Below are 15,996 nucleotides of genomic sequence, written 5' to 3' on the forward strand. Positions count from 1 at the left end.
AAAGTGCGGATATTACTCCAGCCGCGGCCGCGAGAAGTAATAGCCCTGTGCCCAGTCCACGCCGATGTCGCACAGGACCTGGGCGGTTTCCGCGGTCTCGACACACTCGGCGACGGTGATGATGTCGAACCGGCGTGCAGTAGCCACCAGGGTCTCCACCAGCTGGCGCACGCGCGCATCCTGGATGATGCGGCTCACCATCCAGCCCTCGATCTTGAGGAAGTGCACCGGCAGCTCCGCGAGGTAGAGAAAGGAGGAATAGCCGCTGCCGAAGTCGTCCAGGGCCAGCCGGAAGCCGAAGTCGGTGAGGGGCTTCAGATGCCTCTTGAGGGCCAGGATGTCACCCGACTGCCGCTCGGTGATCTCGATCACCAGGGGCTTCACCGCCTCCTCCGTCAGACCGCAGCCCTGGCAATAGCCGCGGGCCCGGGCGAGCAGCCCCTCCACCTCCTCTGCGTTGGCGAGAAACTGGGGGGAGAGGTTGATGAAGTGGGCCAGGCGCTCCCCCTGCCCGACACTGCGGGCACAGCGGTCCATGGCGGCGGAGGAGATGGTCTGGTCGATGGCGGCCACCAGGTGCAGCGCCTCCGCGGCCTGGATGAAACCCTGCGCGGGGATGAGAGTGCCGTCGGCCGCGCGGATGCGCGCCAGGGCCTCCTCGGCCACCACCTGGCCGGTGCGCAGATCGACGATGGCCTGAAAGGCGGGCACCACCCGACCCTCGCGCAGGGCGCTCTGCACCTGGCTGCCTTCCCAGATCACGCCCCCCTTGCGCTGGGTGGTGGAGCGGGCGCACACCACCCGGTCGCGACCGCCCACCTTGGCCTCGTAGAGGAGGGCATCGGCCTGGGCCAGCATGGCATCCACGTGAGCATGTTCCGGGCCGTAGAGGGATACCCCCATGCTCACCGTCACCGGCAGCTCGCCCTGGGGCAGGCGGATGGGCCTGGCCTTCACCTGCTTGCGCAGCCGCTCCGCTGCCGCCTGGGCGCCCCGGCAGTCGAGGTCATGGAAGCAGACGATGAATTCCTCGCCGCCCCAGCGTGCGACCCAGTCGCCGCCACGCAGGGTGGCTGCCATCACTTCGGCCACGTGGCGCAGCACCTCGTCCCCCACGTGATGACCGTACTGGTCGTTCACCAGTTTGAAGCGGTCGATGTCGACGATGGCGATGGCGAAGGTGCCGCGCTCGCGGCGCGCCCGGTTCCATTCCAGTTCCAGCCGGTCCTCCGCGGCGCGCCGGTTGGGCAGGCCGGTGAGGTGATCCTCCAGCGCCATGCGCGCGATTTCCTGCTCGGCCTGCTTGCGCTCGGTGATGTCCATCTGGCTGGACACGTAGTGGGTGATCTCCCCCTGCTCGTCGCGCACGGGCACGATGGACAGGTCCAGCCAGTAGGGGCTGCCGTCCTTGCGGTAGTTGAGGATTTCCACGTGCACCGGCTTGCCCGCGGCCAGGGCCTCGCGGATGGCCATGCGCGTCGCCTGGCTGGTGTCAGGCCCCTGCAGGAAGCGCGGATTCTTGCCCAGCACCTCCTCCACCTCGTAGCCGGTGATGCGGGTGAAGGCGGGGTTGGCGTAGATGATGCGGAAGTCGGCATCGGTGATGAGCACGGCCTGGGCCGACACCTCCATGGCCGTGGCCAGCAGCCGCCGCTGCTGGGCGGCGGCCTCCGCCTCGGTGACGTTGAGGGCGAAGGCACGCAGGATTTCCTCACCGTTCTCCCTTTCGATGAAGGGCGTGAGTTCCAGCACCACCGCCTCGCCGGTACGGTAGCGCGCCTTGACCGACACCCGTCCGCCGCCCTGCGCGGCCTCCAGCACTCGCTCCCAGGCACGCTTGCCGAACAGTCGCTCTACCGTGTCGCCCACCAGTTCCTCGCGGGCATAGCCGCAGAACTGGAGGAAATTGTCGTCGGCATCGACGATCACCAGGTCGGCAAGGCGCACCGCGAAGCGCCCCATGTGGGCGGCCTCGAGGAACTCGTTCTCGTAGCGGGCGGCGAGCTGACGCTCGTGGATCTTGATCTGGTGCAGAAGCTCCGCCATGGCGCCGCCCACCAGCAGCCCGGTGAGCTCGTTGGAGGCGGCGAAGGCCTCGTCGAGCAGCGCCCGCGCCCGCGGCTGGTCGCCTTTGGCGGCCGCTGCCAGCGCCCCCTCGGCGGCCCGCAGGAAGCGCCGGTGCACGCGCCCGAGGCTTTCCCAGGCCTCGCGCAGCTCGGCCGTGGGCAGCGCCTTGACCAGGTCGGCATCCACGCTTTCGTACCAGCTCCAGTAGGCCGGGGCCGGCAGCTCCCCGGCAGGGCCGCCCGTCAGCACCCGGTCCACCACCTGTTTGAGATAGAGCAGGTGGTGCTGGATCTCGATCAGCAGCGGGGGGAAGACGGTCTTGAAGGTGGCGATGGTCAGACTCTCCGCGGCATGGATGCAGGATTCGGCGACATCCCGGCCACGCCCTTGCGCGGGCCCGGCCGGCGCTCAGGCGCGCCGCCAGGTGGTGCCCTGGGCCCCGTCCTCCAGGACGATACCCGCCTGCGCCAGCTCGGCGCGAATGGCATCGGCGCGGGCGAAGTCCCGGGCCTTGCGCGCGGCCAGACGCTCCGCGATGAGTGCCTCGATCTGCTGCGGCGCATAGCCCAGCACGGACGGGTCGCCGCGCAGATGGCTGGCCGGGTCGTTCTGCAACAGTCCGAGTGTGCCCCCCAGGGCGCGCAGCAGCCCGGACAGCCGGCCGGAGCGGGTCTTGTTCGCCTCGCGCGCCAGCTCGAACAGCACGGTGATGGCACCGTGGGAATCGAAGTCGTCGTCCATGGCCTGTTTGAACCTGGCCGCGTAAGGATCGCTCCAGTCGAGCGCCACCTCCGCCGGCGGCACGTCGCGCAGCGTGAGATAGAGGCTGTCGAGGGACTGTTTGGCATCCCGCAGATGCTGATCGGAGTAATTGAGCGGACTGCGGTAATGGGCGCGCAGGATGAAGAAGCGCACGGTCTCCGGGTCGAACTTTTCCAGCACCTCGCGAATGGTGAAGAAATTGCCCAGGGATTTGGACATCTTCTCGTTGTCCACGCGCACGAAGCCGATGTGCATCCAGTAATTCACGAAGGGGTGGCCGTGGGCCCCCTCGGACTGGGCGATCTCGTTTTCGTGATGGGGAAACTGCAGATCCTGGCCGCCGCCGTGGATGTCGAAATGCTCGCCCAGGTAATGCTCGCTCATCACCGAGCACTCGATGTGCCAGCCGGGCCGGCCCGGCCCCCAGGGCGAATCCCATTGCGGCTCGCCCGGCTTGGCCGCCTTCCACAGGACGAAATCCAGGGGATCGCGCTTGTTGGGGTCCACCTCCACCCGCTCGCCGGCACGCAGGTCCTCCAGGGACTTGCCCGACAGCTTGCCATAGCCCGGGAAGCGCGCCACCGCGTAATAGACGTCGCCGTTGGGGGCGCTGTAGGCCAGTCCCTTGTCGATCAGGGTCTGGATCATGCGGATCATGCCCGGCACGAACTGGGTGGCACGCGGCTCGTGGGTGGGGCGCAGCACGCCCAGCCGCGCCTCGTCCTCGTGCATGTAACGGATGAAGCGGTCGGTGAGCTCGGCGATGGATTCGTGATTTTCCGCCGCGCGGCGGATGATCTTGTCGTCGATGTCGGTGATGTTGCGCACGTAGGTGACGTCGAAGCCGCTCGCCATGAGCCAGCGATAGACCATGTCGAACACCACCATCACGCGGGCATGGCCCAGGTGGCAGTAGTCATAGACCGTCATGCCACACACGTACATGCGCACCTTGCCGGGCTCGATGGGAACGAATTCCTGCTTGGCGCGGGTCAGGGTGTTGTGGATCAGCATGGCAACTTAAGTGGAAAGGACGTGTTGCACCAGACGGTGGCGGGCCCGCTCGTAGCCCATGAGCCGGAACAGGGGCGGCATTTCCGGCCCGAAGGTCTGGCCCGTGAGCGCCGCACGCAGGGGCAAAAACAGCTGCTTGCCGGACCGGCCGCTGGCCGCCTTCACCCGCTGCGCGAAGGCATTGAAATCCATGTCCTCCAGCAGCGCATCGGCGGCGATGCGGAACAACTCCGGTGGCGCCTCCTCCAGCACCTGGCGCGCCGCCTCGGAAATGGGCAGGGCATCGGCATAGATCGCCTCGGCCCACAGGCGCGCATCATGGGGGAACATCACGTTGGCGCGCACCGCGAGGGCGAAGGCCTGCAGGTCCGCCTCCGGCACCAGGCCATGCACGGCGGGCGCCAGCCAGGCCGTGAGCGCATCGGCATCCGCATGCTGCACCGCCTGGGCCTGCCAGTGATCCAGCTGGGCGCGGTCGTAGCGCGCCGGGGCACGCCCCAAGTGGTCCAGCTCGAACGCCTGGGCCAGCCCCTCCAGGGTGAGCAGTCCGGTCTCCTCCAAATGGTGACCGAGACGGGCCAGATAGTTGTTGACGGCGATGGGGAAGTAACCGAGCTCGCGCAGTTCCTGCACCGACAGGCTGCCGGTGCGCTTGGACAGGGGCGCGCCATGGCTGTCCACGATCAGGGAAATGTGGCCATACTGGGGCACCGGCAGCCCCAGCGCCTGCAGGATCGCGATCTGCCGCGGCGTGTTGGCCAGGTGATCCTCGCCCCGCAGCACATGGGTCACCCCCATCAACGCGTCGTCGAGGGCGTTGACGTAGAAGAAGGCGAAGGTGCCGTCGGAACGGCGGATGATGAAGTCGCCGATGTCCTCGCTGGGAAATTTCTGCGGGCCGCGCACCAGATCGTCGAAGGCCAGCACGGTGTCCGCAGGCATGCGGAAACGCAGGGTATAGGGCAGCCCTTCCGCCTGCTTGCGCGCCACCTCCTCCGGCTTGAGATGGGCGCACTTGCCCGAGTAGCGGGGCGGCTTGCCCGCCGCCGCCTGCACCTTGCGCGACACCTCCAGTTCCAGCGCACTGCAGAAACAGGGATAGACCCGCCCCTGGGCCTCGAGCTGCTGCAGATAGTGGCTGTAGATGTCGCCCCGCCGGGACTGACGATAAGGCGCGGCCGGCCCGCCCTCGCCTTCACCCTCCTGCCAGTTAAGGCCGAGCCAGCGCAGATCCTCCTTCAGGGCCTCGATGAATTCCTCGCGGCTGCGCTCGAGATCGGTGTCCTCGATACGCAACAAAAAAGTGCCGCCCGCCTTGCGCGCGAACAGGACATTGAACAGGGCAGTGCGTACGTTTCCGAAATGGATGAGGCCGGTGGGGCTGGGAGCGAAGCGGGTCTTGACGGACGCCATGGGAGATCGCGGCACGCAGATTGTCGGGGCTTGGAGCTTGTGGTTAAAATGTTGGAATTACAAAGAAATTATTGGGCCCGAGTATAACACAATGACCTTGCGCACCGCTTGCACGCTGATCAGTCTGTTCGCCTCCCTGTGGCTTGCCGCAGCCTCTTTTCCCGCATTCGGCGACGAAATCGACGATGCCCAGCAGCTCGTGCGCCAGGGCAATCTCAACCAGGCCCTGGAGCGGGTGAATGCCTATCTCGCCGGCCGGCCCAAGGACGCCCGCGCGCGTTTCCTCAAGGGGGTGATCCTCACCGAACAGAACAAGACCGCGGAGGCGATCAGGATCTTCACCGCCCTCACCGAGGACTACCCGGAACTGCCGGAACCCTACAACAACCTCGCCGTGCTCTACGCCCAGCAGCAGCAGTACGACAAGGCGCGCCGCGCACTGGAGATGGCCATCCAGACCCATCCCTCCTATGCCACCGCCCACGAAAACCTGGGCGACATCTACGCCAAGCTGGCAAGCCAGGCCTATGACCGCGCCCTGCAGCTGGACAAGAACAACACCGCAGCGCAGATGAAACTCTCCCTGATCAAGGAAATCTTCCCCATCAACAGCCGCCTGCAGCGCCCTGCCGCCAAGGCCGAAGCCGCGCACCCGGCCGCGCCGCCGGCAGCTGCCAAACCTGCGCCGGCCACCCCTGCGGTGGCGACACCGGCGACTGCGCCTGCCCCGGCCGCCGCCGAGAAGGCGCCCGCCCCCGCGCCGGCGGAAAAAGCACCGGAGAAGGCGCCCGAACCCTCCACCAAGGCCCGGCCGGACGCCACCGAGGGCGCACTCAAGGCGGTCCATGGCTGGGCCCGTGCCTGGTCGGCGCAGAACGTGGCCGAATACCTCTCCTACTATGGCCCTGACTTCAAACCGCCGCGCGGGCAAAGCCGCGGAGAATGGGAAAAGACCCGGCGCGAACGGATCACGGCCCCCAAGCGCATCCAGGTCACGGTCTCCGATGTCAAACCCCGGGTGCTGGGCGACGACCGCATTGCGGTCACCTTCCGCCAGCGCTATGAGGCGGAACGGCTGGATTCCACCGTGACCAAGACCCTGGTGCTGAAGCGCCACGGCGAGAAATGGCTGATCGAGCAGGAACGGGTCGGCGGCTGAGCATGCGGGTGACTCACCGCTTGCGGTCCTCCTCCTGGCGCGATGCCCTGTCCGCCCACCGGGGCAAGCTCACCGTCCTGTTCACCTGGCTCCTCCTACTACCCCTGGCGGAACCGCCGGCCACGGCCATGGGCAGCCGGCCGCGCGCCGTGGCGGCCACGCCCGCCCCGGTAGCGCGCACCCCCGAAGCCCTGCTGGTGCAAAGCCTGCTGGACATCCAGAACAACCGGCTGGATCAGGCCCTTGCCAATATCGACACCCTGCTCAGCCTTCGCCCCAATTTCCGGCTGGCGCATCTCATCAAGGGCGATCTCCTGATGGCGCGGGCACGTCCCATCGCCACCCTGGGCGACGTGGCCGACCAGCGGGTGCCGGATTTCCGCGAGGAGGCACGCGTGCGCCTGCAGCGCTACCTGGAGCCCGTGCCCCAGGACCGCATCCCGGAATACCTGCTCAAGCTGGATCCGGCCCAGAGCCATGCGCTCGTGGTGGACACCAGCCGCTCCCGCCTCTACCTGTACCGCAACGACCAGGGCGAGCCCCGCTACGTCACCGACTTCTACGTCACCGTGGGCAAGCGTGGCGCGGACAAATATCGCGAGGGCGACCAGCGCACGCCGCTGGGCGTGTATTTTGTCACCGAGGAACTGCCGCCGGCCAGGCTCACCGATTTCTACGGCGCCGGCGCCTTCCCCATCAACTATCCCAACGAATGGGATCGCCGTCAGGGACGCAACGGCTCCGGCATCTGGCTGCACGGGGTGCCCAGTGACACCTACAGCCGCCCGCCCCGCGCCAGCAACGGCTGTGTGGTGCTGAGCAACGAAGACATCAACGCCCTGCGCCAGTATCTGAACGTGGGCCACACCCCCGTGATCATCACCGACGGCATCACCTGGATGGACCGCAGCCGATGGCACGCCGAGCGGGAGGCCGTCAGCCGCGAAATCGAACGCTGGCGGCGCGACTGGGAAAGCCTGGACACGGAACGCTACCTCGCCCACTATTCCCCCGCCTTCAGCAATGGCAAGCTGCATTTCGCCGCCTGGGCGGCCCAGAAGCGGCAGGTGAACGCCGGCAAGACCCACGTGCGCATCACGCTTTCCAACCTGAGCATCCTGCGCTATCCGGGGCGGGAAAAACTGGCGGTGGTCACCTTCGACCAGGACTACCGCAGCAACAACCTGACACACACCATGCGCAAGCGGCAGTACTGGCGCGAGGAGAACGGCGTGTGGAAGATCGTCTATGAAGGGGCAGCGTAAGCCGCGCCCAAGGCACGTCCGGCCGCCGGCCCAATGCAAATTTTGGTAATTGTCAGCGCCCGACGAACGGGATAAAACATTTGCCTCACCCTGCGCAAAAAGGAGGCTGCCATGAGAAACCTGCTGCTCGCATCGCTCGCCCTGCTGCTGGTCTGCGCCCTGCCGGCCCGGGCTGCCAACCCGCGTGTGGAGGTGGTGACCAGCCACGGCAACATCGTACTCGAGCTCTATCCCGACAAGGCGCCGGTGACCGTCGCCAATTTCCTGAACTACGTCCAAGCCGGTTTCTACGAAGGCACCATCTTCCACCGGGTGGTGAACGACTTCATCGTCCAGGGCGGCGCCTTCACGCCGGATTTCACCCCCAAGCCCACCCTGCCACCCATTCCCAGCGAGGCCAAGAACGGGCTCACCAATGAGGCCTGGACGGTGGCCATGGCGCGCGGCCGGGAGATCGATTCGGCCACCTCCCAGTTCTTCATCAACCTGGACAGCAACAAGTTCCTCAACCACTACAAGGACGATCCGGACTACTATGGCTATGCCGTGTTCGGCAGGGTGGTGAGCGGCTTCGACGTGGTGAAGAAAATCGCCGCCCTGCCCACCGGCGCCGCCGGCCCGCTGAGGGAAGACGTACCCCTGGAGCCGGTGGTGATCGAAAAAGTGGCGCTGCTGCCACCGGCCCCGTCCGCCTCAACCCCCCAACCCAAAGGAAAAGCCCATGGCAAAGGTAAGACTCAACACAAACCTCGGCAGCATCTTGCTGGAACTTGACGCGGAGAAGGCGCCGCTCACCACCGCCAACTTCCTGGAATACGTCAACAGCGGTCACTACAACGGCACCCTGTTCCACCGGGTGATCGACGGCTTCATGATCCAGGGTGGTGGCTTCGCCCCGGGCATGGTGCAGAAACCCACACGCGCGCCCATCCGCAACGAAGCGGACAACGGCCTCAAGAACGAGGCCTACACCATCGCCATGGCCCGCACACCCGATCCCCACTCCGCCACCGCCCAGTTCTTCATCAACGTGGCCGACAACGACTTTCTGAACTTCACTGCGCCCACCCCCCAGGGCTGGGGCTATTGCGTATTTGGGCGCGTGATCGAGGGCCAGGACGTGGTGGACAAGATCAAGAAGGTACGCACCGGCAGCCGCGCGGGCCATCAGGACGTTCCGCTGGAAGACGTGGTGATCGAAAGCGCCGAAGTCGTCTGACCAGGCGGGGCACCGCGCGCCCTGCGCGGGGCTTCCCCCGGTGCGGCCCCTGCCGCCTCCCAGGCTTTCCCCCGTGTTCACGCTGTTCATCTCCGACCTGCACCTCTCCCCGGAGCGGCCCGCCATCACCGCCCTGTTCGAGCGCTTTCTGGACCACGCGCCCGGGGACGCCGGGGGCCTGTACATCCTCGGCGACCTGTTCGAAGCCTGGGCGGGGGACGACGATCTTTCCGAGCCCTTCAACGCCCGCGTCGTCAACGCACTGGCCCGGGTCGCAGCACGCATGCCCCTGTACGTCATGCATGGCAACCGGGATTTCCTGTTGGGCCCGGCCTTCGCCCGGGCCAGCGGGGCACGTCTGCTCCCCGATCCCAGCGTGATCAGCCTCCATGGCACGCCCACGCTGCTCATGCATGGGGACACCCTGTGCACGGACGACACGGACTACCAGCGCTTTCGCGCCCAGGTGCGCGATGCCCGCTGGCAGGCCGACTTCCTGGCCCAGCCGTTGGCGGCACGCAAGGCACAGATTGCCGCCCTGCGCAGCCGAAGCGAAACCGAAAAGGCCGGCAAGCCCGCGGCCATCATGGACGTCAATCCCCGGGCGGTGGAAGCGGCCTTGCGCCAGCATGCCACGCCCCGACTCATCCATGGTCACACCCACCGGCCGGCACGCCACGCGCACCGCGTGGATGGTATGCTCTGCGAGCGCTGGGTGCTGCCGGACTGGTACGAGCAGGGCGGCTACCTGCGTTGCGATGCCAACGGCTGCACCCTGCATGCGCTGACCCTGTGAAAGACCCTGCATGATCCTGATTCTCACCCCAGACGTTGACCTGCACGCGCCGGAGTACCGGCAGCTGCTGGACTACCTCGACCGTCTGCCCAACGTGGAGTATCGCGTCCACCACGAGCAGGGCGCCCACCAGCGGCTGACCGAGATCTACCTCATCGGTGACACTGCCACCCTTTCCATGGACTACATGAGAAGCCTGCCCTGCGTGGAGCGGGTGGTGCGCGTGTCGGAGGAATACCGGGTGCTGGGGCGGCACAAGGACGATACCCGCCCCACCCATTTCGAATACAACGGCGTACGCTTCAGCCAGGACAACCTCAACATCTTCGCCGGCCTGTGCGCGGTGGACACGCGGGAACACGTGGAGCTCATGCTTAGGGCGCTCCATGCCCACGGCCAGGTCTGCACCCGCATGGGCGCCTACAAGCCCCGCACCAGCCCCTATTCCTTCCAGGGCCACGGCAAGGCCTGCCTGCCCTATGTGTTCGAACTGGCGGGGAAGTACGGGATCAAGGTGATCGCCATGGAGGTGACCCATGAATCCCACGTGGACGAAATCCGGGAAGCCCTGCGCCTGACCGGCAACCCCACCGGCGTGATGCTGCAGATCGGCACGCGCAACACGCAGAACTTTGAACTGCTGAAGATCGTGGGACGCCAGCAGGAATTTCCGGTGCTGCTCAAGCGCGGCTTCGGCATCACCCTGGACGAATCCCTCAACGCCGCCGAATACCTCGCCTCCGAGGGCAACCGGAGGGTGGTGTTCGGGCTGCGCGGCATGAAGACCAACATGGGCGATCCCCACCGCAACTTCGTGGATTTCGCCCACGTGCCGGTGGTCAAGCGCCTCACGCGCATGCCGGTGTGCATCGACCCCTCCCATTCCGTGGGCGCGCGCGGAGCCGATCCGGACGGCATTCTCGACATCCAGCACGCCGTGGCCCAGGGCGTGATCGCCGGCGCCAACATGATTCTGGTGGACTTCCACCCCGCCCCGGCCAAGGCGCTGGTGGATGGGCCCCAGGCCCTCACCCTGGAGGAGCTGCCGGCTTTCCTCGAGGACGTGGCCATCGCCCGCGAGGCCTACGAAAAACGACGCGCCCTGGCGCTGCGCAACAAGGCCGCCTAGCCATGTCCCGCAAGTCCCCTCTGCCCCTGCTGGCCAAGCACACCCTGACCCTCGCCGCCGCACGCAAAATTTCCGCCGCAGCGGAAGGCTATGCCCGCCGGCGCGGCTGGAATGTGGTGATCGCGGTGGTGGACGACGGCGGTCATCTGATCCACCTGGTGCGCATGGACGGCACCCAGATCGGCAGCATCGAGGTGGCCCAGGCCAAGGCCCGCACGGCGCTTGCCTTTCGACGTCCCAGCAAGTCCTGGGAGGAGGCACTGGCCGGTGGCCGTCGGGCCGTCCTGGGCCTGCCCGGGGTGACGCCGGTGGAAGGAGGCCTGCCCCTGGTGGTGGCGGGCGAGATCGTGGGCGCCATTGGCGTGAGCGGCGTCACCTCCGAACAGGATGGACTGATCGCCCGGGCGGGCGCCGCCCGCCTGGCGTAGGAAACCCGGCGCGCCACGGCCGGGTGGCGCAGGTCGGCGCGTCAGCGCCAGGGCCGCGGCTCGAAGGCCCGAATCGCCGGCAGCAGGTCCTGGTAGGGCAGCTCATCCAGGCTGCCATAGCGGGCCAGCGCCGTCCGCAGGTCGGCGGCCACGCTGGGCGTCCCCGCCTCCCCCACACAGGCTCTCAGCCCCGCCAGGCCGCCGCACTGGAGCTTGAGCTCCTTGGCATGGGGCAGCGGGTCATCCGGGTGGGTCACCTTGAGCACGAACATGGCGGCGTGCTTGAGCCGCTCCTTGAAACCCTTGCACAGGGCATGGGCGGCCTGGTCGCGGCAGCCCACCGCCTCCCGTTCGGCAATGTTGCGCCGCACCCCCAGCTCGCAGTCCACGCAGCGCCTGAGCATGCTCCGCTCGAATACGCACTGGAGCGAATTGACCTCGGAATACGTCTGCCGGTAGGCGTTCTCGTCGTACATGCCGGACCGCGGCGTGGGAGCCTCAGTAGTCGTCGCCGATGCGGGGCGGCGCTTCGCGCACCTGGGACAGCAGATCCTCGGCGATGAGCTCGTTCTCGGCAAAGATCACCTTGATGATCACGCCTTCGGGCAGGTTCTGGCTCGCCCGCTGCTGCTTGGCAAAGGCGCTCGCCTCCTTGAACACCTCGAACATGCTGAGCTTTTCCAGACGGCGGATGGGCTGGTTCTCGACTCGGTACACGAAATACGGCATCACGGCTCTCCCTTCAGTTGGTCTGGCCTTCACCCTGGGCGAGGCGGTATTCCACGTAGCGGGCAACCCCTTCCTCCACGGTGAGGAAGGGCTCCTGGTAGCCCGCGTTGCGCAGGCTGGAAATGTCCGCCTCGGTGAAGCTCTGGTATTTGCCCCTGAGCGCCTCGGGGAAGGGAATGTATTCGATGATACCGCGGCTCTGCAGCTCGGCAAGGGTGAGCGGTGCCTCGCCGCGTGCGCGGCGGCAGGCATTAATGGTGGTCACGGCGACATCGTTGAAGGTCTGGGAGCGACCGGTACCCACGTTGAAGATGCCGGAATATTCCGGATGGTCGAGGAAATAGAGGTTGACCTTGACCACGTCCTCCACGGATACGAAATCCCGCCGCTGCTCGCCATTGCCGTAGCCGGCGCAACCCTCGAACAGCCTCACCCGGCCTTCGCTCATGTACTGGTTGAAGAAATGATAGGCCACCGAGGCCATGCGCCCCTTGTGCTGTTCCCGCGGACCGTACACGTTGAAGTAACGGAAACCCACCACCTGGCTGGTGAGGTTTTGCCAGTGGCGGCGCAGGTATTGATCGAACAGAAACTTGGAATAGCCATAGACGTTGAGGGGCGCCTCGAACTGGCGCTCCTCGCGAAACACGAGTCCGCTGCCATAGACGCTGGCAGAAGAGGCATAGAGCAGGGGAATGTCCTCCGCCTGGCAGTGCTCGAACAGGGTGACGGTGTAGCGGTAGTTGTTGTCCATCATGTAGCGGCCGTCGGTCTCCATGGTGTCGGAGCAGGCCCCTTCATGGAACACCGCGGCGATCTCCCCCTCCCAGGCCCCGTCCAGCAGCATGTCCAGGAAGACCTGCTTGTCGATGTAATCGGCGATCTCGCAGTCCACCAGATTGCGGAACTTGTCCGCCCGCGCGAGGTTGTCCACGCAGATGATGTCGGTCTCGCCCCGCTCGTTGAGGGCCTTGACGATGTTGGCACCAATGAAACCGGCGGCGCCGGTGACGATGTAATACATGGCTACTCCTTGGGTTGCTGCCTCAGCCGAACAGTTCGTGGTGGTGCACCACCGCCGTCCCCAGCTTGCCCACCACGATGCCCGCCGCGCGGTTGGCGGTGCGCATGGCCTCCTCCAGCCCGGCGCCGCAGGCCAGCATCAGCGCCAGGGTGGCGATCACGGTATCCCCCGCGCCGGAAACGTCGTACACCTCGCGCGCCTGGGTCGGTTCGTGCAGACGCCGGCCGTTGCGGAACAGGGTCATGCCCTCCTCGCTGCGGGTCACGAGGAGCGCATCCAGTTCCAGTTCCCGGCACAGGGCGTGGGCCTTGCGTTCCAGCTCCTCCTCGCTCTTCCAGCTGCCGGCCACCTCGCGGAACTCGGCACGGTTGGGCGTGAGCAGGGTGGCTCCCCGGTAGCGGGCATAGTCATCGCCCTTCGGGTCCACCAGCACCGGCTTGCCGGCCTCCCGGGCCAGGGCGATCATGCGTTCAATGTGCATGAGGCCGCCTTTGCCGTAATCCGACAGCACCACCACGTCGCACTCGGGCAGCAGGCGTTCGTAGTCCGCGAGCTTGGCGGCGAGGATCTCGTGGCTGGGTGGCGTCTCGAAGTCGATGCGCAAAAGCTGCTGCTGACGGCCGATCACGCGCAGCTTGATGATGGTGGAGATGCTGGCATCCGTGTGCAGGTAGGCCTGGACCCCTTCCGCCTCCACCAGCCGGCGCAGGCTGCTGCCCGCTTCGTCCGCGCCCACCACTGACAGCAGCCAGGCCTGACCGGTCAGCGCGGTGATGTTGCGCGCCACGTTGGCGGCGCCGCCCGGCCGGTCCTGACTGGCCGTCACCCGCACCACCGGCACCGGAGCCTCCGGCGAGATGCGGCTCACCTCGCCGAACCAGTAGCGGTCCAGCATCACGTCGCCCACCACCAGGACGCGCGCCCGTTGCAGAATGTCCTGCCGCACCGGCTGCATCCTCACTGCCTGCCGATCGGAAAATATTCGAAGCCCGCCTCGCGCACCACCTTCGGCTCGTAGAGGTTGCGTCCGTCGAAGATCACGGGCTGTTTCAGGCGCGCACGCATCGCCTCGAAATCGGGGCTGCGGAACACCTTCCACTCGGTGACGATGACCAAGGCGTCCGCGCCGTCCAGCGCCTCCATGGGCGTGTCGGCATAAGTGAGGCGCGGCTCATCCCCGTAGATGCGGCGTGCCTCGTGCATGGCCACCGGATCGTGGGCATGCACCGTGGCGCCGGCCCGCCACAGTCCTTCCATGATGACGCGGCTGGGCGCCTCGCGCATGTCGTCGGTGTTGGGTTTGAACGCAAGACCCCAGAGGGCGAAGCGGCGCCCCGACAGATCGTCGCCGAAACGGCGCTTGATCTTGCCCAGCAGCACCTGTTTCTGGTGCTCGTTGGCCTGTTCCACGGCATTGACGACACGCAGGGTGACACCATGCTCCTGGGCCGTGCGCTGCAGGGCCTGCACGTCCTTGGGGAAGCAGGAGCCGCCGTAGCCCACCCCCGGATAAAGAAAGTGATAGCCGATGCGCGGGTCGGAGCCGATGCCCTGACGCACGTGTTCGATGTCGGCACCCAGCTTTTCCGCCAGCAGGGCCAGTTCGTTCATGAAGGAAATGCGGGTGGCGAGCATGGCGTTGGCGGCATACTTGGTGAGTTCCGCCGACCGGACGTCCATGGCGATGAGCCGCTCGTGGTTGCGCTGGAACGGTGCGTAGATAGTGCGCAGAATCTCCAGTGCGCGCCCATCGTCGGTGCCGATGACGATGCGGTCCGGACGCATGAAGTCCTCCACCGCGGCGCCCTCCTTGAGGAATTCCGGATTGGAGGCCACCGAGAAGGGAATGTCCACGCCGCGCCGCGCCAGTTCCTCGCGCACCGCCGCGCGGACCTTGTCGGCCGTGCCCACCGGCACCGTGGACTTGTCCACGATCAGCTTGTAGTCCTCCATGTGGCGGCCGATGTTGCGGGCCGCAGCCACCACGTACTGCAGGTCGGCCGAACCGTCCTCGTCCGGCGGCGTGCCCACGGCGATGAACTGCACCTGGCCGAAGGCCACGCTCTTCGCCACGTCGGTGGTGAAGTGCAGGCGGCCGGCCGCCACATTGCGCTTGACCAAGTCCTCCAGACCGGGCTCGTAGATGGGAATGCCGCCCTGGTTCAGCAGCTCGATCTTGCGTGTATCCAGATCGAGGCACATGACCTCGTTGCCCACTTCCGCAAGACAGGTGCCGGTCACGAGGCCCACGTAGCCCGTGCCGATGATGGTGATTTTCATGGCTTGAGTCCTTCGATTTCGGATTCGATTCGTGTCAGCGCCGCCAGGGGATCCGGGGCCTGGGTGATGGGCCGGCCGATCACCAGATGGCTTGCCCCGGCGCGCAGCGCCTCGGCGGGCGTGGCGATACGCACCTGGTCCTGGGCGCCGGCCCACGCCGGCCGGATGCCCGGCGTGACCAGCAGGAACCCCGGCCCGTGCGCCGCGCGCAGCGCCGCCGCTTCCCGGGCCGAACATACCACACCATCGAGTCCACAGTCGTGGGCGAGGCGCGCAAGGCGCAGCACCGCTTCCTCGGGTGTGTCCCTGACGCCCACTTCCAGCAGATCCCGGGCGCCCAGGCTGGTGAGCACCGTGACGGCGACCAGACGGGGTGGGCGGGGCGCTGCCGCCACGGCCTCCGCCGCCGCGGTGAGCATGGCGCGTCCGCCCAGGGCATGCACGTTGACCATCCACACGCCCAGCCCGGCCGCGGCGCGGCAGGCTGCCGCCACGGTGTTGGGAATGTCGTGGAACTTGAGGTCGAGGAACACACCGAAACCCGCTGCCACCAGTCGTTCCACCAGGGCGGGGCCGGCGGCGGTGAAAAGCTCCTTGCCCACCTTCAGGCGGCAGCGGGCGGGGTCCAGCCGCTGCGCCAGCGCCAGGGCAGGCGCGGCAGCGGCGTAGTCCAGGGCGACGATGATGCGGGGTTCGGTGGGCTGGGACATG

15 protein-coding genes and 1 pseudogene are annotated in these 15,996 nt (G+C 66.8%); 7 read left to right on the top strand and 9 right to left on the bottom strand.

The window, feature by feature from the left end; translation table 11 throughout:
- Positions 1–12: 12 nt before the first annotated feature.
- The 3 genes from ACZ42P_RS04965 to gltX form a co-directional block, all read right to left on the bottom strand.
- Positions 13–2,316 (bottom strand): putative bifunctional diguanylate cyclase/phosphodiesterase, encoded by a 2,304-nt coding sequence (locus tag ACZ42P_RS04965; RefSeq protein WP_464898983.1) that lies wholly within the window; start codon positions 2,314–2,316, stop codon positions 13–15.
- 159 nt (positions 2,317–2,475) lie between these two features.
- Positions 2,476–3,843, bottom strand: a complete 1,368-nt coding sequence (cysS, locus tag ACZ42P_RS04970) for a cysteine--tRNA ligase (protein ID WP_464898984.1) — start codon at positions 3,841–3,843, stop codon at positions 2,476–2,478.
- A 6-nt stretch (positions 3,844–3,849) separates the two neighbouring features.
- Entirely contained in the window at positions 3,850–5,256 is a 1,407-nt protein-coding gene (gltX, locus tag ACZ42P_RS04975) for a glutamate--tRNA ligase (protein WP_464898985.1), read from the bottom strand.
- A gap of 91 nt (positions 5,257–5,347) precedes the next feature.
- On the opposite strand from gltX, the gene ACZ42P_RS04980 reads away from it, so the two are divergent.
- The 7 genes and pseudogenes from ACZ42P_RS04980 (at position 5,348) to ACZ42P_RS05010 (ending at position 11,252) form a co-directional block, all read left to right on the top strand.
- Positions 5,348–6,415, top strand: coding sequence for a nuclear transport factor 2 family protein (locus tag ACZ42P_RS04980; protein ID WP_464898986.1), 1,068 nt, complete (start codon positions 5,348–5,350; stop codon positions 6,413–6,415).
- A 2-nt stretch (positions 6,416–6,417) separates the two neighbouring features.
- On the top strand, positions 6,418–7,680 hold the full coding sequence (locus ACZ42P_RS04985) for a L,D-transpeptidase family protein (RefSeq protein WP_464898987.1): 1,263 nt from the start codon (positions 6,418–6,420) through the stop codon (positions 7,678–7,680).
- 111 nt (positions 7,681–7,791) lie between these two features.
- A pseudogene (locus ACZ42P_RS04990) lies at positions 7,792–8,361 on the top strand (peptidylprolyl isomerase); the annotation flags it as partial.
- A 40-nt stretch (positions 8,362–8,401) separates the two neighbouring features.
- Positions 8,402–8,899, top strand: a complete 498-nt coding sequence (locus ACZ42P_RS04995) for a peptidylprolyl isomerase (protein ID WP_464898988.1) — start codon at positions 8,402–8,404, stop codon at positions 8,897–8,899.
- 73 nt (positions 8,900–8,972) lie between these two features.
- Positions 8,973–9,695 (top strand): UDP-2,3-diacylglucosamine diphosphatase, encoded by a 723-nt coding sequence (locus ACZ42P_RS05000; protein ID WP_464898989.1) that lies wholly within the window; start codon positions 8,973–8,975, stop codon positions 9,693–9,695.
- Between the two features lie 10 nt (positions 9,696–9,705).
- Entirely contained in the window at positions 9,706–10,824 is a 1,119-nt protein-coding gene (locus ACZ42P_RS05005; protein WP_464898990.1) for a hypothetical protein, read from the top strand.
- Positions 10,825–10,826: 2 nt separating this feature from the next.
- Positions 10,827–11,252, top strand: coding sequence for a GlcG/HbpS family heme-binding protein (locus ACZ42P_RS05010; protein ID WP_464898991.1), 426 nt, complete (start codon positions 10,827–10,829; stop codon positions 11,250–11,252).
- A gap of 41 nt (positions 11,253–11,293) precedes the next feature.
- Here ACZ42P_RS05010 and ACZ42P_RS05015 read toward each other — a convergent pair whose 3' ends face one another.
- Genes ACZ42P_RS05015 through pyrF form a run of 6 tightly spaced genes read right to left on the bottom strand, consistent with a single transcriptional unit; the run spans position 11,294 to position 15,995 of the window.
- Positions 11,294–11,728 (bottom strand): hypothetical protein, encoded by a 435-nt coding sequence (locus tag ACZ42P_RS05015; protein WP_464898992.1) that lies wholly within the window; start codon positions 11,726–11,728, stop codon positions 11,294–11,296.
- Positions 11,729–11,750: 22 nt separating this feature from the next.
- Positions 11,751–11,981, bottom strand: coding sequence for a hypothetical protein (locus ACZ42P_RS05020; RefSeq protein ID WP_464898993.1), 231 nt, complete (start codon positions 11,979–11,981; stop codon positions 11,751–11,753).
- A 13-nt stretch (positions 11,982–11,994) separates the two neighbouring features.
- On the bottom strand, positions 11,995–13,005 hold the full coding sequence (gene rfaD / locus ACZ42P_RS05025; RefSeq protein WP_464898994.1) for an ADP-glyceromanno-heptose 6-epimerase: 1,011 nt from the start codon (positions 13,003–13,005) through the stop codon (positions 11,995–11,997).
- 22 nt (positions 13,006–13,027) lie between these two features.
- Positions 13,028–13,960 (bottom strand): D-glycero-beta-D-manno-heptose-7-phosphate kinase, encoded by a 933-nt coding sequence (rfaE1, locus tag ACZ42P_RS05030; RefSeq protein WP_464898995.1) that lies wholly within the window; start codon positions 13,958–13,960, stop codon positions 13,028–13,030.
- Positions 13,961–13,962: 2 nt separating this feature from the next.
- The gene (locus ACZ42P_RS05035) at positions 13,963–15,285 is read right to left on the bottom strand and encodes a UDP-glucose dehydrogenase family protein (RefSeq protein WP_464898996.1); all 1,323 of its coding nucleotides are present in this window, start codon (positions 15,283–15,285) and stop codon (positions 13,963–13,965) included.
- Positions 15,282–15,995, bottom strand: a complete 714-nt coding sequence (gene pyrF, locus ACZ42P_RS05040) for an orotidine-5'-phosphate decarboxylase (RefSeq protein ID WP_464898997.1) — start codon at positions 15,993–15,995, stop codon at positions 15,282–15,284. The genes ACZ42P_RS05035 and pyrF overlap by 4 nt, the downstream gene beginning before the upstream one ends.
- Position 15,996 lies beyond the last annotated feature (1 nt).

The sequence above is a fragment of the Thiobacter subterraneus genome (assembly GCF_055379455.1).

Bases quoted from the DNA above. Each gene is read 5' to 3' on its own strand.
- cysS (WP_464898984.1), bottom strand. From the start codon at position 3,843: ATGCTGATCCACAACACCCTGACCCGCGCCAAGCAGGAATTCGTTCCC.
- gltX (WP_464898985.1), bottom strand. From the start codon at position 5,256: ATGGCGTCCGTCAAGACCCGCTTCGCTCCCAGCCCCACCGGCCTCATC.
- ACZ42P_RS04980 (WP_464898986.1), top strand. From the start codon at position 5,348: ATGACCTTGCGCACCGCTTGCACGCTGATCAGTCTGTTCGCCTCCCTG.
- ACZ42P_RS04985 (WP_464898987.1), top strand. From the start codon at position 6,418: ATGCGGGTGACTCACCGCTTGCGGTCCTCCTCCTGGCGCGATGCCCTG.
- ACZ42P_RS04995 (WP_464898988.1), top strand. From the start codon at position 8,402: ATGGCAAAGGTAAGACTCAACACAAACCTCGGCAGCATCTTGCTGGAA.
- ACZ42P_RS05005 (WP_464898990.1), top strand. From the start codon at position 9,706: ATGATCCTGATTCTCACCCCAGACGTTGACCTGCACGCGCCGGAGTAC.
- ACZ42P_RS05010 (WP_464898991.1), top strand. From the start codon at position 10,827: ATGTCCCGCAAGTCCCCTCTGCCCCTGCTGGCCAAGCACACCCTGACC.
- ACZ42P_RS05015 (WP_464898992.1), bottom strand. From the start codon at position 11,728: ATGTACGACGAGAACGCCTACCGGCAGACGTATTCCGAGGTCAATTCG.
- ACZ42P_RS05020 (WP_464898993.1), bottom strand. From the start codon at position 11,981: ATGCCGTATTTCGTGTACCGAGTCGAGAACCAGCCCATCCGCCGTCTG.
- rfaD (WP_464898994.1), bottom strand. From the start codon at position 13,005: ATGTATTACATCGTCACCGGCGCCGCCGGTTTCATTGGTGCCAACATC.
- rfaE1 (WP_464898995.1), bottom strand. From the start codon at position 13,960: ATGCAGCCGGTGCGGCAGGACATTCTGCAACGGGCGCGCGTCCTGGTG.
- ACZ42P_RS05035 (WP_464898996.1), bottom strand. From the start codon at position 15,285: ATGAAAATCACCATCATCGGCACGGGCTACGTGGGCCTCGTGACCGGC.
- pyrF (WP_464898997.1), bottom strand. From the start codon at position 15,995: ATGTCCCAGCCCACCGAACCCCGCATCATCGTCGCCCTGGACTACGCC.